Below are 22,510 nucleotides of genomic sequence, written 5' to 3'. Positions count from 1 at the left end.
AGACCTATTTTTGACAACTAAATTTTTAATACACACTTATGGCTGAAGTAATACGTATGCCTAAAATGAGCGATACCATGGAAGAAGGTGTTATCGCGTCATGGCTGGTTAAAGAAGGAGACAAGATCAAATCCGGTGATATATTAGCAGAAGTAGAAACAGATAAGGCTACTATGGAGCTGGAGTCTTATGAAGACGGTACGCTATTGCATATAGGTGTGAAGGAAAAGGAGTCAGTGCCTGTTGATGGTGTTATTGCCATAATAGGCGAGGAGGGAGAAGATATCAGCGAGCTGCTTAAGGAGGCTCAGAGCGGAACAAAGGACAATGGAGCTGACAAAAAAGAAGAAAAGAAGGAAGCTGCTGCTACTGATGATGATGAAACAGAGGAGGTAGATGCTTCTGACGTAAATGCTACCCTGATCACCATGCCTAAAATGAGCGATACCATGACTGAAGGTACAATTGCCTCATGGTTGAAGAAAGAGGGAGACCAGGTACAGGCAGGAGATATACTTGCTGAGGTGGAGACAGACAAAGCCACTATGGAACTGGAAGCCTATGAAGAGGGCACACTTCTGTATATAGGAGTAAAAGAGGGTGATTCAGTTGAGGTAGATGGAGTAATGGCTATAATCGGTGAGAAAGGAGCTGATTTTGAAAAGCTGTTAAAATCCCATAAGGCAAAGCAAAAATCAGGTGGAGGAGCCGAAGATAAAAAAGAGAAAAAAGAAACAAAATCTGCTCCTTCGGCCTCGGAAAAGGAGGATGATACCAGAGATACAAAAACTCCTTCTACCACCGGGGAAGGCAGAGTGAAGGCCTCTCCGCTAGCCAAAAAAATGGCAGAAGAAAAAGGCTATGATATTTCAAAAATTAAAGGTTCCGGTGACAACGGGCGTATTGTAAAACGAGACGTTGAGGAATACACGCCCGCTACTGAGGTGGTGCAGAAGGCTGCTGAGGAAAAAGGAACATCTTTCAATATACCTCAGGTTGTAGGAGAGGAAAGCTACGAAGAGGTGAATGTTTCTCAGATGAGAAAGACCATCGGAAAGAGACTTTCAGAGAGCAAGTTTACCGCACCTCACTTTTATATCACCATGGAGATCAACATGGATAAGGCTATAGAGGCCAGAAAATCCATGAATGAATTCTCTCCGGTTAAGATTAGCTTTAATGATATTGTTATTAAAGCCGTTGCGGCTGCATTGAGACAGCACCCCAAAGTGAACTCATCGTGGCTTGGAGATAAGATCAGGTATAACAAACACATCCATATTGGTGTTGCAGTTGCAGTTGACGAGGGACTTTTGGTTCCGGTAGTGAGATTTGCTGACAATAAATCTTTGTCGCATATTTCTGCTGAAGTTAAACAACTGGCAGAAAAAGCGCACAGCAAAAAGCTGCAACCATCAGATTGGGAGGGCAATACGTTTACTATTTCTAATCTTGGAATGTTTGGGGTTGAAGAATTTACTGCTATTATCAATCCGCCAGATTCATGCATTTTAGCAGTTGGAGGTATAAAAGAAACTGCTATTGTTAAAAATGGTCAGCTTGTACCTGGTAATGTCATGAAAGTAACACTGTCCTCAGACCACCGAGTAGTGGACGGAGCCTTGGGAGCTGCTTTCCTTCAAACTCTTAAAGGGTTGTTAGAAAACCCGGTGAGAATACTGGTTTAATAAAGAAGATAAAACAATATACCCTGACAATTTTGTTTAATTGTCAGGGTATATTGTTTAATATAAACAGTATCTCATACTCTTGTGTATCTGGGAGCTGATATTAAATAACACACTAAAATGGGAATGACTAAAGTAAGATCAACAACCGTATTAGCGGTTATACATAATGGAGAAGTAGCAATAGGTGCTGACGGGCAAGCCACAATGGGTAACTACGTTGCTAAAAGTAACGTAAAAAAGATCAGAAAACTTCAGGACGGCAAGATAGTCACTGGTTTTGCCGGATCTACTGCAGATGCCTTTACTCTTCTTGAAAGATTTGACGAGAAGCTGAATAGTTATGGAGGCAATATGAAACGAGCGGCTATTGAGCTGGCTAAGGACTGGCGTACGGATCGCTACCTCAGGAAACTTGAAGCCATGCTAATCACTGCCGACAAGAGCGAAGTACTGGTAGTTTCCGGAACAGGCGATGTACTTGAACCCGATAATAACATTGCTGCTATAGGATCAGGAGCTATGTATGCTCAATCTGCCGCTCTGGCCCTGAAAAAGCATGCACAAGGTCTGTCCGCTGAGGATATTGTAAGAGAGAGCTTAAATATAGCCGCTGATATCTGTATCTATACCAATCATAATCTGGTAATTGAAACCATAAAAGATTAAAATTATGCTGACCATATATCATAATCCCAGATGCCGTAAAAGCCGCGAGACTTTAAATATTATTGAGGACTCAGGGGCCATGGTGGAGGTAGTCGAATACCTGAAGACACCTCCGGCGAAGGGAGATTTAAAGCGTATTGTAGAAAAGCTTGGTATTAAACCTGAGGATTTAATAAGAAAGGGTGAGACTGTATACAAAGAGAAATATAAAGGTAAGAGCCTTACTGATGATGAATGGATAGATGCCATGGAAGAAAACCCCATTCTGATTGAAAGGCCCATAGTGGTCAAAGGTGATACCGCTGTTATAGGCCGTCCTCCCGAAAATGTAAAAGATTTGCTCTGACCATCTCTTTAGTGGTGGTTATCCAGTTGATTTATAGCATCAATTATAATTTTACATGCTTCCTGTATCTCGTCATTTGAGATGTTTATAGGAGGTGCAATTCTGAAGCTGTTGGGGCAGGATAGGAACCAAAAACAGATGACCCCATTTTTTAAGCACTCCTGTACTATGAATGCTACCTCCTCACTGGTTTCAAACTCAAACGCAAAGAGAAGTCCCTTACGCCTGATCTCTTTGATCCTTTCATGTTGAAGTAGCTGCTCGAAAAGCAGTCCTTTGCCGTCAACGTTATCGAGCAGCCCCTCATCTTCAATAACATTGAGGGTAGCGAGTGCAGCGGCACAGCACACCGGATTCCCTCCAAAAGTGGTGATATGGCCTAGCATTGGGTTATGTGTCAGGCACTGCATAATTTCGTAAGATGAAACGAACGTGCCAATTGGCAAACCTCCCCCGAGAGCTTTGGCAGAAGTTAGTATATCGGGAACAACATCAAAATGCTCAAATGCAAATAACTTCCCGGTTCTGCCGATCCCGGTTTGTATTTCATCGAAAATAAGGAGAGTACCTGTTTCGTTGCATTTTGCTCTTAAAGCCTGCATGTACTTGGCAGACGGAATCCTTACCCCCGCGTCTCCTTGAATAGTTTCTATAATAACACAAGCTGTTTTAGTAGTGATGTTATCCAGATCAGTGATACTATTGAAGTCTATAAACCTTACTTCCGGCAATAACGGCCTGAAAGCATATTTTTTCACCTCATTTCCAGACACACTTAAAGAGCCATGAGTGCTTCCGTGGTAAGATCTTCGACAAGTGATGATCTCGGTCCTTCCTGTATACCGCTTGGCTAGTTTTAAGGCGCCTTCGTTGGCCTCGGTGCCACTGTTAGTAAAATAGCAGCAATTCAAATTGTCAGGTAACAACTTCGTCAGTTTTTCTGCCAATTCGTTAGGTGAAGATTGGACAAACTCACCATACACCATTACATGCAGGTGTTTATCCAGCTGCTCTTTGATGGCGTTTACAACGTAAGGATGCCTGTGCCCAATATTGCTTACACCTACTCCGGAAATTAGATCCATATAACGTTTGCCATCAGGGCTGTAGAGATAAAGCCCTTCGGCTCGTTCAACGTCTATTAAGAATGGGTGTCCTGTAGTTTGAGCAATATGTTTAAGGAAGACCGAATGACTGAAATTCATAATGTAAAGCTAAATCATCTTAACAATATAAGTCAGCCATAGACATGAAATTACTTATTCTTTATTAAGCGTTGAAAGATGATAATTATTGCATGAAAAGCACTGCATATTCGACAAAGTACCTAGAATACTTTGAAGTCAACCCTTCTGTTTTTCTGACGCCCTTCTACCGTGGTGTTATCGTGTTCAGATTTTTCTTCACCATAGCCAACCACCGAGATCCTGTCATCAGGAACCCCCATGTCATGCATGAGCTCCCTGATTTTTTCAACCCTTTGTATAGAAAGCTTCACGTTGTATTCATCCCGGCCATGGCTATCGGTATGTCCTTCTATGAGGATCATTCTACCTTGAAGTGCATATTCTACTGCCACTAAAAACGGCTCCATATCAACCACAGAAAACTCTGCATCATCGAAAATGAAGTATAGCGGATCGAGTTCTATTGGTTCGCCATCTTTGTGATTCTGAAGGCTTCTTTCTACCTTTTTTCTAATCTCTTCATGCTTTGCTGACGTAGGTTTTGGGATGTTGTTTCTTTCCAATACCTGATCCTCCTTAGCATGTTTCTCAGCAATGGTTTGTTCTTCGAAAGGCTTCTCTTCAGGTTCTTTTTTTACTACAGGTTGTGGTTTTGGCTTTATGGGTGGTGGCGTATCATCGGGATCAACTTCTGCCATTGGTTTTGATTTGGATTTAGGAGTGCCAAATAATGAGGCCAGAAAAGACTGATTATCCTTATGCTTAGGTTTATTGTACTTCTTTTTGAATAACTGAAAACATTGCTTATCTGCTTTCTTTGCAGGGGTATAACGATTCTTATAAAATGCTTTGGTGTGTTTACTTTTCTTTCTCTGTCCATCTACATCTGGCGAAAAAGCCAGAAGCAATAAGAATAAACCAAAGCAAATAACCCTTAACCTGACCAACTCTACAACACACATTTTGATCTACTTTTTTGCTATAAAGGCAATTTGTAATATTTTCATTAAGATGTCAATTCAAAAAAATGAATATTACACGCTGTTCAGTATAATATACAAATAAAACTTAAATTGTAACCAGTAAAATGGTGTTTTTTTAAGATTGTAAGGATAGAAGAAGTTTGATGTCGAATGTAAGTTTTTACCTGAATCTCCCTGTAATTATTTTTCTTGGTTAATTAACTGAATAAAGTCCTGAATATCTTCATTAGGCACAGTTACTGACAAGTGATATTGCATGATTTTCCAGCCATCTTTTGACTTCCGCAAAACTCCTGATCCCCGGCATACTCCCATCCACGTTTCCAGTAGCTCAGAGAACCAGGCTATTTTTCCATCTTTGGAAAAGTGTAGCTGCCGGTCGTAGGGTTTGAAATCCCAGGCTTTTCCTCTTTCAAAATATGGCTTTGAGAAAGCCCAAAAGGATTCCTTATCCCATCGTTCGGTTGCATCAGTTCCAATATAAATACCATCTTCTGCTATGCTGCCAAAGAAGATGTCGGCATTGGCTTCTGCAGCAGCTTTGTGCCAATGATCCAGAAAGTTATTAACAGGTTCTTTCTCTTGTGCCTGTACCGTGAGCGAAAAACCTAGAAGAATAATAATGATGATTTTTTTCATATGGGGGATAAGTTTATTTCTGTTGATCTTAATTTAGTACTTTTTAGTGATAAAGGCATAAGCTGTAAAAACGCTTAACCCTGCTAAGATACTTGCTATAAGCGCTGATTGCCTGAAAGTTTCTACGAATGACAGCTTAATTGCCATATTAATATCTTGCTTTTGCTCGTTGGTTGTACCTTCGGGAGGTTGCGCTTCAGCAAGCTTATTGATTTCTTTATTTAAGTCTTTTTGAAGACTCTCAGAGAGTTCTAAATGCCTGGTGTTCTCCTGAAAGCTGGCTTTAAAGGTAATAACTCCAAAAGCACCCATAATGGCAATGGCGAGTACACCTGCTGTTCTGGCAATAGTATTATTTATACCCGAAGCTGATCCGGTTTTATTTTGAGGCACTGCATTCATCACTGCTGTAGTCAGAGGAGCAACCGTTAACCCCATGCCCACGCCTATAGTAAGTATGGCAGGAAAAAAAGTAACCCAGAAATCCGAAGGGCCTGCTGTAAGCCCTGGTAAAGAAAACAAAAAGAAACCTATGGCATTAAGCATTGATCCAACAACTACCAGCGGTCTGGCTCCAAATTTATCAGCTAGCTGTCCGGACCATCTTGATAGAAAAGCTATTAGCAGACCGAATGGTAGCATAACCAATCCGGCTATCTCAGCAGGGTAGCCCTGAACCTGGATCAGGTTTAAAGGAAAAAAGAACAAAAAGCCTCCCAATGCAGCATAGATAAATAGAGTGACTGCATTGGTGCTGCCGAAAGTTTTGGATTTGAACAGAGACAAGGGCATCATTGGACTGTTTGTCTTCTTTTCACGAAGTATAAATGCAAAAAGTAAAACGATTCCTGCTGTCAGCGTGATGTAAATCTGGGGGTTACTGAAACCATGGTTTGGTGCTTCGATGAATCCATAGGTCAGACCAGCTAATGACAGTGTGGCTAAAAGAGCTCCTGGCCTATCAGTTTTTTTAGCATCAGGATCTTTATTTTCGGGGACATTTCTTAAAAAGAACAATGTAATAATGGCTAATGGAATATTGATAAAGAATACCAGTCTCCAAAGCCCCATGCCTGCTAGCCAGCCGCCGAGTGCCGGACCGAACACGGTCGTCATAGCACTAAACATAGACCATGTTCCGATTGCTTTACCCCGCGTATCCTTGGGGAATAGAGCAGAGATTATCGATAGGCTTCCGGGCACCATTAAGGCACCGCCAATCCCTTGCAGACTTCGTGACAGGATCAGCATCATGGCTGACGATGATAGCCCGCAGAGTATCGAGGCTACCGAGAATATAGAAATACCTGTTATGAAAATCTTTTTTCGTCCGTATCGGTCACCCATAGAGCCTCCCGTGAGAAGCAATGCAGATAATAACAGCGCATAGCTGTTAATTACCCATAGGAGGGAGGATCCTTTCATATTGAGATCGCTTTGTAAGGCAGGGAGAGCTACATTAAGTGCAGTAGAATCTATAAAAGCCATGCTTGAGGCCAGAATAGTTGCAATGAGGGTTGCTTTTTGCTGAGTTTTAGATAGCATTAAGCGATATTACTAAAAAAGAGCGCCTTTCGACGCTCTTTTTATTTTAATTTTTTAGTTCAGTCAGAGTTTTCTTTTCCCTGGTTTTTAAATCGTACACATAAGTAAAATCGTCCTGGCTCTGACTCTCCCGCATAATTCCGGGAATCAAAACAATCTTAATTGCATGGTCGTTATAAAAGCTTACAGAACCATTATCCAGAGCATCTTCATATACTACCTGGTCAGTTTTGAGCTCATGTACAATATACTTAATGTTATTCTGAGGCTGTTTGGCCGTTCCTTTAGTCTCCACATAACTAAGTACGTATGAAGAATCAGGACTGAAAATGTGTTCAATTTTGCCACTAAGCTTCTCCTCAGATACTGATTTGTAATTTGAAGATTGTGTTTTCCCATTGACACAAGCCAGGGAAAACACAAGTCCAAATATGATTAAGCTGTTTATGATCTTCATTATCTATGTTTCTGAATATTCACTTTAACACTTTCTGATTTTCCTGTCAGCTCTAATATATACTGACCTGGTTGTAAGAAAGAAAGTGTAACTACTTCATTGTGGAAAATGATATCCTTAGTCAGAACCACCTGTCCCATGAGGTTATAAATGGTCATCCTGTTAAATCTGCCATCTTGCTTAATGTTCAATACACCCGAAGTAGGATTAGGGAATACATTCAGGTCGCCAGATTTGAGCAGGTCTTCCAGGCCAAGTACAGTAGCGCTGTAAGGCTCAGAAACGACTGAACATCCATTTGAGGTTATTTTAACAGTGTAGTCACCCAACTCACGAGGAGAGTAAGTTTTCTTGTTTGCTCCCAGGATTATTTTGCCATTCAGGTACCATTGGTAGCTTTCTCCTTCTGATGCAGCCAGAACACCTCCGCTTTCAGTTATAGTAGATTCGGGTATAGCTCTTGGTTCAATTTTAATTGACGTGAAAGAAACATTACAGCTACCCAGTTCTCCTGTTACCTCAATATCAATAGTGTCGGTCACAGGATAAGACGTAAGAACTAAGTTTTCTCCGTTTCCTGTAAAGTCATCACTGAAAACTTCAGAAGTGGTTACATTAAAGATCCTGTAAACTACTCCGGCTTCCGAATTCTCAACTGTAATATTGATAGAATTTTCAGCACATATATTGGCATCTTCCAATGTTACTTCTCTGAAGGTCGGTGGTAATACGTTTACTTCCGGCTGATCAGAAAGAATTGCAGAACAAGAAGAGTTCAGATCTTTTACCTCAACATAGAATGTCGTTGGTTCAAGCAAAATGCCAGTTTCTAACTCCAGATTAGCCCCGTTTCCTTCAGTTTTAGGGCCAGCAGGAGAGTTGTCTGTAGCATTAAAAAGTTGATATGTATAGCCTGCGTCGCTGTCATTGACGATTACCAAACCTATTTCATTCATACATAAATCTGCGCTGCCTGCGGTAACTGTTTTTTCCTGAACAGTGTTCGTTGCAATAGAGATATATGCATTTTTAGTTTCAACCTGCGCGCCATTTAGCTCTCCCTGAACAGTCAGGCTTACATCCTTAGTTCCTGATGTAGCGTAGGTTACTTCATGAGGGCCTCTACCTGTGGCAGTTGCCGGAGAAGCTCCGGAGCCAAAATCCCAGGAGTATGACGAAATTGATCCCTGAGAGTTATCATAGAAGGTAATTGTTGAATTTTCACAAAGACCTGAACCTGCAGGATTGCGGGTAAAATCAGGAATTGCATTAGTTTGAGGGCCGCTCAAAACAAAATCATCAATGGCCATACCTACATCGACAGTAGCAGCGTCAGTTTTAAATGCAAACCTGAAACCTACATAACCACTTCCACTTAATGATGACACATCAGTATTCATGGTTACAAAGCTGCCTCCGGTATTTCCACTAAAAATAGGAACTTCACTTCCAAACACTGATTGTGGGTCTGAAATTGTTGTATACCAGCCTGCTTCCTGGGTATCATTTAGTTTAGTCCAGGAGTCTCCGCCATTAGTAGTATATTCAACTATGAAACCATCCCACTCATCTTCAAATTGATATTTTGTTTTGAAAGATAAGTCGTAAGTACCCGCAGTTGAAAGGTCAAAATGAGGTGTATACAGGTATGCTGTGGAATTGTCTGAGTATTCGGCTTCTGTTAAGCCGGTAACCCATGCAAACGCTCCACTTGCCGTACCATTTTTGCCAGTCACTGAGGAATTACCGCGCTCAAAAGAAGTGCCCTGTAGATTACGAGCTACAAAATCTGCGGAAAAGGCATCAAAATTTCCGCCTTCTGCCAGTGAGTAGTCACCTTCTCTATTGGGAAGTATGGTAATATAGTTTGTTTTGACATTCTGATTTGCACCTGAGTTAGCCAGTAGCCTAACGGTGTATGTTCCCGGGGCGCTATAGCTATGTGTCGGGCTACCTTCCGTGCTGGTGTTACCATCTCCAAAGTCCCACAAATAATCGGCAGCATTGCCAGTGGTGTAGTTGTTAAAGGTGATGTCTTTTCCAATATATGTAAATGTATTACTGGCCTGAAAGTCAACATATGTGTTTTTGCTGAATACATTGGTAGTAAACAGTCCTCGTCCAAACGTTGCAACGATTACCTGTTGGTCAGCCTCTCTGTATTGAAGCATATTACACTTCACGTTGGCGAGGCCTTCTACGGTAGGTTCCCACTCCGGGCTGGACGCTGTTATATCATCAGTAGACCAAATTCCAAACTCTGTTGCTACCAATACTTGCTTTCTGTTATCCGGATTAAACAGGGCCCACCTGATTGGCATGTTTGGTAAATTTCCTTCTTTGCTTACCCATGTCTGACCACCGTTCTTGGTTTCCCACACAGAATTTACATCATAATTAGAAAGTATAACCAATAAATGATTATCAGACTCACCGATTTCGATACATGAAACATACCCTTCAGGCAAAGCATTCCCATCTATTTCAGTTACTACAGGCGAACTGTTGGCCGAAGCAATACTGTATACCCCTCCTCTGTCATTGCCAACAAAAATTTTATTACTGGTATATGGCGATACGCTGATATGAGATATTTCTCGTCCGCCTATTTCAACAGTTTTGGTAACTTTACTGACTGAAGTGCCAGCCATATTTTCATATGCTATGAGGGAATTGCTATTACCAGCTGCATATAGAATGTTTGCTTCATCATCATAATCCGCAGGGTTGATGAATCTACCCGTTGAGTTGTTGTCAGAAGCCACCTGAGGGAATGTTATACCTCCATCAAGAGACCTGTAATAATTATTATACACATAGCTTGATATCAATACTGACGGATTATCCTGATCTATAAACACAAAAGCACCATCTCCGCCGGTCACCTCCAGGGTTGAGTTTATGCCTAGGTTCTTAAACATACTCGTTCCATTATCCTGTGCTCCTGCCAGGTATGTATTGGATAATTCAACGTTAGTGGCAGCACATGAATAAAAGAGGGCAGTATTGTAGCCATTGATTCTCTGATGAAATTCAGGAGTTTCAGCATCCAGATTATCTGAATAGTAGACACCGCCATCATTACCAAATAATGCGGTAGTCTCGTCTTTAAAGAGCATAGCGTGCTGATCAGCGTGCACATAATCAGCGCAAGAGCCGGTCCAGTAGGAAAGAAGCTTCCAGGTAGACCCTCCATCTTCAGATCTGTGCAGGTCAATGCCACCTACAATAACTTTATTTGGATCATCAGGAAAAACTCCAAGAATTAGGTCAAAAAAAGCCTGACCCCTGGTGAAGTCTGAAGAAGAAGCCGAGCAATTTTGTTCGGAATATTTAGGTATCGTCAAATCAGTCCAATCGGTACCTCCGTTTGTGGTTTTCTTGAAGTATCCAACACTCACACTGGAAGGGCTCTCAGAAACGGCATACACGGTATTTGGGTCAGAGGGGGCTACAGCCAACTCTACTCTGTAACCGGTTTCTGTAAGAATATTGGTCCAGTTTGAAGCACCGTCTGTCGACTTATATATATCGCCGGCATAGTTACTGGCATATAATGTTCCATCACTTGCTATCTCCAGGTCAGTGATCACCTGGTTTAGTGTTTCAGTCCAGGAACTTCCGCCATCTGTTGATACCTGAATACCTGATGATGTGCCTACAACCAGTTTTGAGGTTGATGTCACAATTATTTTTTGTGTGTATTCAAAGTCACTTGATGTTTCCAGACTCGTGCTGGTAAGGTGCGTCCAGGTCATTCCGCTGTCCGTGCTTTTCCAGATACCACCACCCTTTACATCATTGGTAAATATCAACCCGGTTCCTGCATAGAATGTTGTTGTGTTTTGAGGGTCGTATGCTAAAGTGCTTATAGCAATGTTACTCATGAAATCATCAACATTTTGCCATTCGGCATTTGCATCAGTTATATCATCAATAAACCAAATACCCCCGGCAACTGCGCCTGCCCAAACTTTCTTTCCGGAAACATCATTGGGGTCATACATAAGTGCACGGGTACGACCTCCCACGTTGTTAGGTCCTCTTTCATTCCATGTTACGTTTGAAATGGCTTTTGCATTGCTCTTCTTACGCAACAGGTTTTGAGTGATTCTGAAAGACTTGATTTTCTCCGAAATAGGAGGGTATCCAAGAATGGGGGACTTAGTCATTTCAAAGTCATGGGCTGTAGCCAAATCGGGCCGGTCCTTTTCTTTGGCCTTTTCTTCCCCTTCTCCTTCGGAGCTTTTGTACTTAGCCGTTTTAGAGGCTTTGTCCGAGGTTTCTAAGGGTCTGTTATTCAGGTAAATAACTGCCCCAAATGCAATAATTGCGAGTAACGCTAGGTAAAGATTTCTTCTCATAATGTACGATTTAAAAAACGCAAATTTAACAAGAAATTTGGTCAAAACCTTACATTATGAAATATTATTGAATTGAAAAATTGGTTGGCGAAATATTGAACTACTCCATATTGTAAAGCTCAAGAAATTCTTTTACCTCTTTTCGTACCTCTCCTGTAGTTTTGCCATCATAGGGTGCTGTGGCGATGGATTTAAATAGCTCACCTACGACTGAAGCATCGAAACCGAGCTTCTCAGCATATATAGCTGCTACTTCCAGTTCAATGTCTTCAACTATATTGTCAATATATATCATATGTACCAGGTGATATATAGCCTCCATTTTTGAAAGTCTGTCCCCGGGCTCAATGTATTTTAGTTTATCGAAGTTACCCTCAATATGATGCAGGTCATCATGGGTTAAGTTTAACTGGGCGCTCCATTTGAGCAGGCAGCCGACATACTTGCTTTCTACTTGTTTGTTTCCCAGAAACAGAGCCAGAAGGTTGAAAAAACTTCGTTTTACAGACTTGAGCTCTTCTTTATTCAATTGATCCATACCTCAGGAATTTAATGTTAAAAATACGGAGTTATGCAATGTAAAAAAAGATTTGTTGGCAATAGTTGTTGTTTAACGGCTTATTTTAATTAAAACACGCTACAAGCAAGATTTGTTGCGCCGGATATGCGCATCAGCATTACCCAGCTCAGATGCTCTCGCCCAATCTCTGCATGCTTTGCCATTATTGCCTTGCCTGATACGGCAGTCTCCTCTTAGCAGGTACGCTTCACTTCTTTCCGGCCGCAGGAAGATGGCCCAGTTATAATCTGTTACAGCTTCTTCATAGTCACCCAGCGCTTTGTTGGCTTCGGCACGCTTCATAAATAATTCGTAATAAATCTCAGGTGTTTTTTCTGCTGGCATTATCAGTTCAAAGGCCTCTCCGTATGAAGCACTCTGAAATTCCTTAAACAGATATTTGGCCCTGGTATAGTATTCCAGTGCTTTTTCACTTTTTTGCAGATTGTCAAAATAGATATCTCCTACCTTAACTACCAGATCTATATTACTTTTATCCCTTATAAGGATATATTCGAGTGCATGGATGGCCTTACCATATTCCTTTAACTGCAGATTGCAGTCGGCGATCATTTTCCATGTGGCCAGGCGCATTGGAGACTGATAATCGCGGAGAACTTCCAGGTTTCTGATTGCAGTTGAGTACTCTGCCTTTCTATATAATTGAGTGGTTAAGGCAGTTAGGCTGGCCACCATGCTTTCCTTTTCCCGGTAAAACTGAGGCTCTATTGGATTCTGATGAATCAGGTTCTCAATCGTAGTCAGTGCCAGGCGGTATTGACCTTTATTATACAATGACTTGGCGTCAGAGAGTACCTTTTCATTCTTTTTCTTAAGTTCAGTGGCTTCTACATCCTTAAGGTGTTGGTTGTATTTTGATATTCCGATTATAAAGAATGCTATAAATGTAACTGAAGCCAGTGTTACAAATTGTATTTTAAAATAATTGCGATCCACACGGTAAGTAGGAGCTGTTTTGTAGTTTGGTATATTCCTCCAGCTGGTTTTTCCATATCGATCATATACGCTTCTGTAATTACTTTTATTCGCCGCATGTTTATAATATTCTTTTTGGGCGGGTTCCTTTTGTTGGTATTGCTGATAATAATATTGCAGCAGCAGGTCATACTGTGATTTTTTTTCAGGCTTTGATAATAGCTGATGAGCCTCATTGATAACTTTGAAAAATTCTTCTGCTGCTTTATTGCCCGGATTTCTGTCCGGATGGTATTTTAGTGCCAGTTTCTTGTAGGCTGCTTTAACTATACTATAATCAGCAGCTTGCGGAATGCCTAATATTTTGTAATAATCAAGCATGTGATGACTCAACTAAGTTAATTTTTAAAGAGGCGGATAGTAAAGTTAACGAATATGCATGGAAGGAAATTCTCAGGATTCCATTTTTTTCTTGCTTTTAATGTTGAAATAGAAATACAAAGTGACTAAAAATACCAATATAGAAATAAATTGAGAATGTGATATATAATTTTCAATAACATAACCTCTGCTTATATCGCCTCTGAATATTTCAATTACAGACCTGCCGCAAGCATAAAGCATCAGATATAACAGAAACAATTGACCGTTAAAATTTTTGTACTTTTTGATGATAAGCAATATGAGTAGTATTACAAATATCATTGCAGCACTATATAATTGTGTAGGATGCATCGGAGTATGTAAAGGGGCAAGGCAGGCCGGATTTGAATACGTTACAGCCAGGGGCCCGTGCCATTCTATCCCATGACAGCAGCCAGCCATGAAACACCCGATCCGCCCAAAGAAATGGACTATGCAGGTGGTAATAGCCATGATATCCAGCATACGCAGTGCCGGCAGATTATTCTTTTTAAAGAAAACTAGCATAGCAGGGATGGTGAAAAGGAGAGAGCCGTAAAAAACGAAGCCTTTCCCTGTTAGGAGAGCTGAGGGGTGATCCAGGTAATAAAGTGGTTTTTCGAAAAACAGAAATACCTTCCCACCAACTATAGCCGCTACAAGCAGGATCAGAAATAGTGAATTGATTTTGTCAAATGACAGATTGAATAACCTTTTGCTTTCATATGCCACATACGTAACCCCTAAAACTGCTCCAATGACAATAAAGAACCCATACGAATAAATGGTAAAGTATTCACCGAAAAGTCCTTCAAGGAAGCTTGGCAGTGGTATTTTAAAGAGTTCAGGGTGCATCTGATTATCGTTTGCTAAGATTGATGTTGGATATGGACATTATACTGTTCGGGCGACAACTTACAAATATAATTTCCTTTCTCACTCTTTTACTTCTTATTTGCAATCATGTTTACAAAAGGGGTCAGGTATATGGTGATAGCAGGGTTTTTCTTTGCCCTGATGAATGTGTTTGTTAAAATGGTGCCCGACATACCCGCTGTTGAAATCGTTTTTTTCAGATCTTTGGTATCGCTTATTTTAAGTTATGCCTTCTTAAAGACAAGTGGTGTTAATATTTGGGGCAAAAACAAGAGGATCCTGCTGTTTAGAGGGGCAAGTGGTGCGGTGGCTCTTATCTTATATTTTGCTACTATTCAGGCCATACCTCTGGCATCTGCTGTTACCATCCAGTTTCTGTCTCCGATTTTTACCTCTATTTTGGGGGTTTTTATTGTAAAGGAAAGGGTAAAGCCGCTTCAATGGTTATTTTTTGTCATGGCCTTTGCCGGGATAATCATAATTCAGGGGTTTGATCCGCGCCTTACACCCTTTTACTTAGGTATTGGAGTAATTGCAGCCCTGTTTTCGGGTTTGGCATATAATTTTATTAGAAAACTCAATACCAGCGAACACCCTTTGGTAATTGTTTTTTACTTTCCCCTGGTTACTCTGCCTGTTACAGGTGCCATTTCAGCCTTTGACTGGGTCAATCCCGAGGGCTGGGAGTGGCTGTTGCTTCTACTCATCGGTGTACTTACGCAGGTTGCCCAATACTTTATGACCAAGGCATATCAGGTGGAGGAATTATCAAAAGTAGCCAGCCTGAAGTACATCAACATCATTTATGCACTGGCGTTTGGTTGGGTGATATTTGAAGAAACCTTTAACTTTATGACTTATGTTGGTATGCTGGTGGTTTTAACCGGAGTGATACTGAACATCTGGTATAAACACCATCTGGCATCCAAAAAAATAGATTAATTTATTGAGATAAGGAGAAGAATTATGTCAGGACATAGTAAATGGTCAACCATTAAAAGGAAAAAAGGGGCACTGGATGCCAGGAGGGGGAAGGTGTTTACCAAACTCATTAAGGAAATTTCTGTAGCAGTGAAGGAGGGAGGGGCCGATCCTGAGGCTAATCCAAGATTACGTCTGGCAATCCAGAATGCCAAAGGACAAAATATGCCAAAGGAGAATATTGAGAGAGCGATAAAGAAATCTGATGGTGACGGAGCTGATTATGAAGAACTGACCTATGAGGGATATGCCCCATTTGGTGTTGCCGTATTTGTAGAATGCACAACTGATAATTTGAATCGTACCGTAGCCAGCGTCAGATCTCTTTTCAGTAAATATGGAGGGAGCTTAGGGGTGAATGGCTCTGTGGATTATATGTTTGAGCGAAAAGGTATATTCCTCATCAAACAGCGGGAGGATATGGATAAAGATGAGTTCACACTGGAGCTAATTGATGGCGGCGCTGAAGATGTCTCTTTTAACGAGGACTATATTGAGGTTACCAGTGCTATGGAGGATTTTGGAAATATGCAGGAAAAACTGGATGAGTTAGAACTGGAGGTCGAAACCGCTGAACTTCAACGTATACCTACTACTACAGTTTCATTGGACAATGAGCAGTTCGAAGGAGTAATCAAGTTGATTGATGCCCTGGATGATGATGATGATGTACAGAAGGTGTATCATAACCTGGAGGCTTCAGAATCGCAGATGGAATCATTAACTTAACCGTTGTTAAAAGGGAGCGGTCTAAAAAAAGCCCGGGATCAATTTTTGATCCCGGGCTTTTTATAAAAGCGTAGCTTTATTTATTTACCAAGTCTTGAAATCAGGTCAGCAACCCTGTTAGAGTATCCAGCCTCATTATCGTACCAGCTTACAACTTTTACCAATTTACCATTGGTAGAAGTCATTTGCGAATCAAAGATCGAAGAGTGAGGATTTCCGATGATGTCTGTAGAAACAATAGGATCTTCAGTATACTCCAGGATACCTTTCATTGGTCCTTCTGCAGCAGCTTTCATAGCAGCATTAATCTCTTCGGCAGATACTTCTTTGCTCAAAGTACAAACAAGGTCAGTTAAAGAACCGGTTGGAGTTGGTACACGAACGGCGTTACCATCCAATTTTCCCTTAAGTTCTGGCAACACTAAACCCACTGCTTTGGCAGCACCTGTTGTAGTAGGTACAATATTGATTGCAGCAGCCCTTGCTCTTCTCAGGTCTTTGTGAGGTCCGTCCTGCAAGCTTTGGTCTGAGGTGTAGGCGTGGATAGTTGTAATAAATCCGCTTTCCAGGCCAAAGTTGTCGTTCAATACCTTTGCTACGGGAGCCAGGCAGTTGGTAGTACAAGAAGCATTTGAAAGCACTTCTTCGCTACCGGTGATAATGTCGTCATTTACCCCAAGTACAACGGTTGGGATGTTTCCTTTTGCAGGAGCTGATATTACTACTTTCTTTGCTCCTGCTGTTATATGTTTTTTAGAACCTTCTTCGTCAACAAATCTTCCTGTAGATTCAAGTACGATATCTACCTTCATATCTCCCCATGGCAATTGAGCGGGGTCCCTTTCTGCTAAAACTTTAATGTCCTTGCCATTTACCTTAAGTCCGTCTTTTGTAGTTTCAACTGTGCCGTCAAATCTACCGTGGATAGAATCATACTTAAGCAGGTGGGCAAGTGTAGCGATATCAGTAAGATCATTGATGGCTACTACTTCAACATTGTCCTTTTGCAGTAATGATTTGAAAGCCAATCGGCCTATTCTTCCAAAACCGTTTATTGCAACTTTAGTCATTATTAGGTGGGTTATAGTTACTGTTATATTTCGCGGGCAAAAATACAATACGGTTGATGTAAAACCAATTAAATAGCTGTTTTAAAAATCGTTGAAATTTTTTTTAAAAATTTTCAATCAAGGGTTTGCATTTAAAAAACGGGAATATATCTTTGCATCACCATTTCAAAATGGCCCGTTCGTCTAGGGGTTAGGACGCCAGGTTTTCATCCTGGTAACAGGGGTTCGATTCCCCTACGGGCTACGAAAAGCCGATTGCTGAAAAGTGATCGGCTTTTTTGTTGTTCAATTTTGATGATAATTCCCAGCTCTTCGACATTTGTAATGTTGAAGCCTCATCGTAGCGTTTGCAACGCGACACACCTACAGAAAAAGCTCAATTACGCTCAATCAGCCGGTAAAGGGTTCGATATTCGTCCCCATCCCGTTACTTTGTTTTTTACCCGTTCTCATTTTTACAGTCATTCCGCTATCTCTATAAAAAAATCAATAATATTGCTCGACAACCCTGATATCACCTTCACGGAAATACATACCCTCAAAAAAACTGATGTAATAAACATTTGCAATGCACGCAGAATGCACACCATGTTAAAATGTTAATATTTACTTGTTATATATTCTGAAAAGGCTAGCTTTGCAGCTTAAATTCGAATTACTGTATGCGTAATCTTTATTTGACCCTTTTCCTTCTTTTTGTTCTCTCTCAATTATCCGCCCAGGATTGTGTAATAAATCTACCGGAAAATGCCGGATGGGTGGGCACAACGAAACATCCTGTTGGAGAATATCATGGAAAAAATGAATCCGTGACCATTACAAAAACCGCGGAAAACGAGTTTGAGGTTTCTGATATTGCCGGAGGCACTTTCAGGCTTTTTGATACCGGAAAGGATATTACTGCAACTATTACAATGGATTGTGGAGGTATAGGAGAAACAACATTTGAAACTGAGTTTGGTCCTTTTACCATCCATGGCGGTTCCTGGGATAAGAATACTCAAACCTTAACGATCAGATGGTCTAACCCTTTCAATAAATTAACAGACCGTGTGAGTATCATTACTATTAAAAAATAATTCTTATGATATCAATGAAGCGAATTTTACCGGTGGCGCTCCTGCTGGTATCGAAACTTATATGTGCGCAGGAGTTTGTGGATGTTGATCCGTTTACCGGCAGTGCAGTGATAAATATACCCTTGCTAACAGCTCAGGATGGGAGACTTTCTCACCTGGTATCTATTTCATATGTAGGCAATGGCATTCCTGTTGAGGCACCATCAGGCAGATTAGGTGTCGGATGGTCTCTTAATGCTGGTGGTGAGATAAGGAGAACCCTTCGAGGACTACCTGATGATATGGTGCCGAAAGATGCTGAGGATTCTCGTGCAGGGTGGCTTTATGACGGCAACTATTCCATTATCGGCAACTTTGATCCATCTGCGGACACAAATTATGCAACATGCAGCGACGAAGTAGATGATTATAACTATTTGAGTCAATTAGGGACTTATGGTAATGGAGACCTTAGGGACACGGAACCTGATATTTTTCATATTTCCTGCCCGGGTATTCAGGCCAGTTTTTTATTTGATAACAATGGTGATATCCGGTTTATTGGTCATAATAATTTCAAAGTTTCCTATGTGCGTGATGAAAACAAGAACATTGTTAGTTTTACTATAGTCGATGAAAGCGGGAGCCGTTATTACTTTGAGAACCCTACCTCTGCCTATAAGGGCTGGGGACATATAGAGGTACCGGTACCACTACTCTTTAAAGATGAATACTACCGTTTTAAAGGGTATGTTCATTTTAATGAAACGTGGTATCTCTCGAAAATAATCTCTGCTTATGGTGAGCAGATCAGTTTTGAATACAGCAATCCACCCTTATTGCAATCATGGTATGGGGAAGATTTTATACCCTGGCCAATGGAGGAGCAGCAAAGAAACTACTATACATACAATTATGTAAATAGTACATACGACAGCATCGGCCAATATACCCTAAAAACAACCCACTCACTTCCACGTGTACTTGAGGCTATCAACACACCAAACAAGCGAATAGAATTTGCCAATAGCAAGTATGCCATACCTACGGGGAATTACGAGTATAAGAAAATGCTGTTGGACTGGATAACAGTTTATGATAAAGTGATTAGTGCAGATGAGCCATTAAATAAATATATTTTCAGGTACAGCTTTATTAAAAGCAATGAAGAACCGGAAAATGGAAGTCATATCTTTCTGAACTCCATATCACAGGCTACAGAATTACGTGAACTACCTTATCACTTTTCATATTATGGTGTTGATCTAAAGGCTGAGACTGCGATGCTTACCGACCGTAATACCAATGATAAAGACATTTACGGTTATTATTCCACAATGGAGACGCAAAGCAAACACCCGCGACTATATTTATACCCTGAGCTGAGTGGGATCAATAGATTGCGCTATAACCCTTTACCAGGTTATACAGGCCGGGTAATCGAAATTGCGGGTAAGCATGGGCAACCGAATATCGTGCAATTGCAATGGGGAAGCCTAAAAGCTGTAACCAAGCCGGCAGGAGGTAGTACCACCATACATTACGAGCCAAACGTTTTTTACGATTCCCTGGCCAATATGGAATTTTATGGGGGAGGCATAAGAGTGAAGCGACTTGAGTTTTTCAATGGTTTGGGGCATTCACGGGATCAATATAAAGAGTATGATTACCAACTGGAAAATGGAAACTCAAGCGGAAATAGATTATACCGGCCGGAGTATGCTTTCTTTCTTAATTTCCATGTCAGTCCTTTTAATAATAACATTACGTATTACGATGTGAATAACCTTACATCTGATTTCGCCTGGAAAAATCTTGTTGTCCGCACGGAGGAAGACATAAACGATGAGATATTCAAAGGTAGCAGTGTGGCATATAGCCGGGTCAAAGTGTCCACAAAAGGTGCGGGATACAGTATATACGAATACGCGCTTCCAGTAGAGTACGGCATGGAAACTACAGAGACGACAACGACAAGGTTTGCCAGGCCCTCAGGGACCAATTGTATGGATTTGAGTGGGGCTGCCGGCTTTTTCAGGTATCCTTTTGCCCCGCAGGTAAATGCCCCTGCGGTACAAGGCGCACTCTTGAGGAGGGCAGACTATTCAGGCAGTGATGAAATCAAGACTGAAGTTGTGAATGAATACAACTTTGATATTCCTTCCCATAATGTGAAAGCGGTAAAATGGGACAGCTATTCGTCTTATGTGACTTATTCATTGTATCACTTGAAGGTAAATACAGGTAGCAGGATTACCAAAAGCATTGCAAGAACATATGAAGGCGGACAGTCCATAGAAAGCATAACCCACTATAACTATGATGCACAAAGCCATTACCTGCTAACCTCGAAGTCTGTACAGTCACAGGGAAGGTTGGTGACCACAAACATTAAGTACAATGAGGATTATATTATAGATCAGAGCTTTCCCTATGAATGGAGTAATGTGGATGCGCAGACAAAAGCCCTGCTCAACTTCAGGGAGAAAAACATTTTGGGTGTACCGGTGGAGACATTTACCACCGTTAATAATAATGGCGCGGAGAGCATAGTAGGAGCAACGCTTAATGTTTATGAGCATGATAAACTAAATGACAACGTTAACCTTAAAACCACTTATGGGCTTATCGCCCCATCAACCGCCCTTCAGCAATCATCGGTAAATAACGTAAGTGGTACGAGTAATTTTGTTTTTGATGATCAGCATTATGAGAAGCTTCTTACCAATGAAATATTTAGTCCTAAAGGCCGGGTGCTTTCATATACCAATAAGAATAAAGAGAAAGGAACTGTAATGTATGCATATAATGAAAATGTTGTCAGTGCGGCATTTTCAAATGCAACTTTAGAGGAAGTGAGGTTTAGTGATTTTGAGAAGAAAACACTCAGAAACTTTGGCGTTTCAGGAAGTAGTATAGAAGGAGTGAACGGCGGTCTGGCCTACCGGTTAAATGGAGGCACTTCTATATCTGAAAACCTAAAAAAACGGGAAGGTAAATACATTTTCTCCTGCTGGGTGAAAAGTGCTGATGATGGGAATTTTACTATAACTATAAGCAATGGTACAATTGATGAAGCGGTCAATGTTCCTTTTTCCGGTTCTCTTAACTGGGTGTACTTAGAAAAAGTCGTTGAGTCAGATCTTTCAGGTGATGTAAGCCTTCACATCGCAACCGATAATACTGTGAATATCGATAATATTGCCTATTACCCTTATAGTGCAGCTTTCAGCCATACATTGTACGGAAAAGGTTTAAGACCAATAGCAGAGACCAACACCAAAGGAAAAAGCACCTTCTATGAATACGACGACCTTGGTGACCTCAAAAGAGTAAGAGATGAAAACGGTTATATCAGAAAGCAATTTACTTCGTCTACACCCGGTACCTTGTGGAACCTGCAGGCGAGTATTACCTATACCAACGAGAAAATTTATGAAGGTAACAGCGTTATCTTTACAGCTCACCCGGCAGGTTATCAATATCGCTGGAAGGTTGGTGTTCCTCTGAGCTACCCCTCCGGATATGAGATTTCGGCAAATGATTTTACCGGGATTTCCCAAAACCAGGTCAACTCATTTGAGCACACCTTTAGTACACCCGGTAATTATGTAGTGCTGCTCGAGATAGAATACGAAGGACAGTTTAGCTACCTGCTGACAAGAGTAAATGTTGCAGAAAAACCTTTAGGAGCCAGTATAACTTCAAACTACCCGCAATCATTTGATCTATGCTATATGCCCGGGCACCAGCACACCTTAACGGCAAGTGTTACCGGAGGGACAGGAGACTACAGGTATGATTGGGAAGTTGTGCGCATGATCAACGGAATACCCACAAGTACGGAGACTTATAGCACTACGGTCAATACCCTTTCGATAGGAGCAACTTACAACCACCGGTACAGGTTTAAGGTGACCGATAATGTAACCGGAAGGAAAGGCCAGAGCGATTGGGTGGTCATATCCGCTTATCAGAGTGATCCAAATTGTGGTGTAGAATCTCAAAATTAATGCTGAAG

17 protein-coding genes and 1 tRNA gene are annotated in these 22,510 nt (G+C 41.1%); 8 read left to right on the top strand and 10 right to left on the bottom strand.

What is annotated here, in order from left to right; all coding sequences use genetic code 11:
* Positions 1-38: 38 nt before the first annotated feature.
* The 3 genes from LVD17_RS27365 to arsC all read left to right on the top strand — a co-directional run bounded on the left by LVD17_RS27365 (position 39) and on the right by arsC (position 2,703).
* On the top strand, positions 39-1,688 hold the full coding sequence (locus tag LVD17_RS27365; RefSeq protein WP_233763482.1) for a pyruvate dehydrogenase complex dihydrolipoamide acetyltransferase: 1,650 nt from the start codon (positions 39-41) through the stop codon (positions 1,686-1,688).
* A 126-nt stretch (positions 1,689-1,814) separates the two neighbouring features.
* Entirely contained in the window at positions 1,815-2,357 is a 543-nt protein-coding gene (gene hslV, locus LVD17_RS27360; protein ID WP_233763480.1) for an ATP-dependent protease subunit HslV, read from the top strand.
* 4 nt (positions 2,358-2,361) lie between these two features.
* Positions 2,362-2,703: an arsenate reductase (glutaredoxin) gene (gene arsC / locus LVD17_RS27355; protein WP_233763477.1), complete on the top strand. Its 342-nt coding sequence runs from the start codon at positions 2,362-2,364 to the stop codon at positions 2,701-2,703.
* An 8-nt stretch (positions 2,704-2,711) separates the two neighbouring features.
* Here the strand turns inward: arsC and LVD17_RS27350 are convergent, their stop codons facing one another.
* The 9 genes from LVD17_RS27350 to LVD17_RS27305 all read right to left on the bottom strand — a co-directional run bounded on the left by LVD17_RS27350 (position 2,712) and on the right by LVD17_RS27305 (position 14,630).
* Complete coding sequence (locus LVD17_RS27350; RefSeq protein ID WP_233763475.1) at positions 2,712-3,908, bottom strand: aspartate aminotransferase family protein; 1,197 nt, start codon at positions 3,906-3,908, stop codon at positions 2,712-2,714.
* Positions 3,909-4,030: 122 nt separating this feature from the next.
* Positions 4,031-4,852, bottom strand: a complete 822-nt coding sequence (locus tag LVD17_RS27345) for an OmpA family protein (RefSeq protein ID WP_233763473.1) — start codon at positions 4,850-4,852, stop codon at positions 4,031-4,033.
* Positions 4,853-5,053: 201 nt separating this feature from the next.
* Positions 5,054-5,512 (bottom strand): nuclear transport factor 2 family protein, encoded by a 459-nt coding sequence (locus tag LVD17_RS27340; RefSeq protein WP_233763471.1) that lies wholly within the window; start codon positions 5,510-5,512, stop codon positions 5,054-5,056.
* A gap of 33 nt (positions 5,513-5,545) precedes the next feature.
* Entirely contained in the window at positions 5,546-7,057 is a 1,512-nt protein-coding gene (locus LVD17_RS27335; protein ID WP_233763469.1) for an MFS transporter, read from the bottom strand.
* A gap of 46 nt (positions 7,058-7,103) precedes the next feature.
* A complete protein-coding gene (locus LVD17_RS27330; protein ID WP_233763467.1) occupies positions 7,104-7,514 on the bottom strand; it encodes a hypothetical protein in 411 nt (136 codons plus the stop codon).
* Positions 7,514-11,878 (bottom strand): PKD domain-containing protein, encoded by a 4,365-nt coding sequence (locus LVD17_RS28565; protein WP_305039584.1) that lies wholly within the window; start codon positions 11,876-11,878, stop codon positions 7,514-7,516. The genes LVD17_RS27330 and LVD17_RS28565 overlap by 1 nt, the downstream gene beginning before the upstream one ends.
* Positions 11,879-11,978: 100 nt before the next feature.
* Positions 11,979-12,416: a hypothetical protein gene (locus tag LVD17_RS27315; RefSeq protein ID WP_233763465.1), complete on the bottom strand. Its 438-nt coding sequence runs from the start codon at positions 12,414-12,416 to the stop codon at positions 11,979-11,981.
* Positions 12,417-12,515: 99 nt separating this feature from the next.
* Positions 12,516-13,766, bottom strand: a complete 1,251-nt coding sequence (locus LVD17_RS27310) for a tetratricopeptide repeat protein (protein WP_233763463.1) — start codon at positions 13,764-13,766, stop codon at positions 12,516-12,518.
* Positions 13,767-13,826: 60 nt separating this feature from the next.
* Complete coding sequence (locus tag LVD17_RS27305) at positions 13,827-14,630, bottom strand: prolipoprotein diacylglyceryl transferase (protein ID WP_233763461.1); 804 nt, start codon at positions 14,628-14,630, stop codon at positions 13,827-13,829.
* Positions 14,631-14,738: 108 nt separating this feature from the next.
* Here LVD17_RS27305 and LVD17_RS27300 point away from each other — a divergent pair, with 108 nt between their 5' ends.
* Both LVD17_RS27300 and LVD17_RS27295 read left to right on the top strand, forming a co-directional pair.
* Positions 14,739-15,593 (top strand): DMT family transporter, encoded by an 855-nt coding sequence (locus LVD17_RS27300; protein ID WP_233763459.1) that lies wholly within the window; start codon positions 14,739-14,741, stop codon positions 15,591-15,593.
* Positions 15,594-15,617: 24 nt separating this feature from the next.
* Complete coding sequence (locus LVD17_RS27295) at positions 15,618-16,361, top strand: YebC/PmpR family DNA-binding transcriptional regulator (RefSeq protein ID WP_233763458.1); 744 nt, start codon at positions 15,618-15,620, stop codon at positions 16,359-16,361.
* An 80-nt stretch (positions 16,362-16,441) separates the two neighbouring features.
* Here LVD17_RS27295 and gap read toward each other — a convergent pair whose 3' ends face one another.
* Complete coding sequence (gene gap / locus LVD17_RS27290; RefSeq protein WP_233763457.1) at positions 16,442-17,431, bottom strand: type I glyceraldehyde-3-phosphate dehydrogenase; 990 nt, start codon at positions 17,429-17,431, stop codon at positions 16,442-16,444.
* 172 nt (positions 17,432-17,603) lie between these two features.
* Here gap and LVD17_RS27285 point away from each other — a divergent pair.
* The 3 genes from LVD17_RS27285 to LVD17_RS27275 all read left to right on the top strand — a co-directional run bounded on the left by LVD17_RS27285 (position 17,604) and on the right by LVD17_RS27275 (position 22,502).
* Positions 17,604-17,675, top strand: a tRNA-Glu gene (locus LVD17_RS27285).
* Between the two features lie 418 nt (positions 17,676-18,093).
* Positions 18,094-18,510, top strand: a complete 417-nt coding sequence (locus LVD17_RS27280; protein WP_233763456.1) for a BT_2262 family domain-containing protein — start codon at positions 18,094-18,096, stop codon at positions 18,508-18,510.
* Between the two features lie 14 nt (positions 18,511-18,524).
* A complete protein-coding gene (locus tag LVD17_RS27275; RefSeq protein ID WP_233763455.1) occupies positions 18,525-22,502 on the top strand; it encodes a hypothetical protein in 3,978 nt (1,325 codons plus the stop codon).
* The last annotated feature ends 8 nt before the right edge of the window (positions 22,503-22,510 follow it).

Source organism: Fulvivirga ulvae (assembly GCF_021389975.1).
GTDB lineage: Bacteria > Bacteroidota > Bacteroidia > Cytophagales > Cyclobacteriaceae > Fulvivirga > Fulvivirga ulvae.
This window is presented reverse-complemented; position numbering and strand designations above follow the sequence as displayed.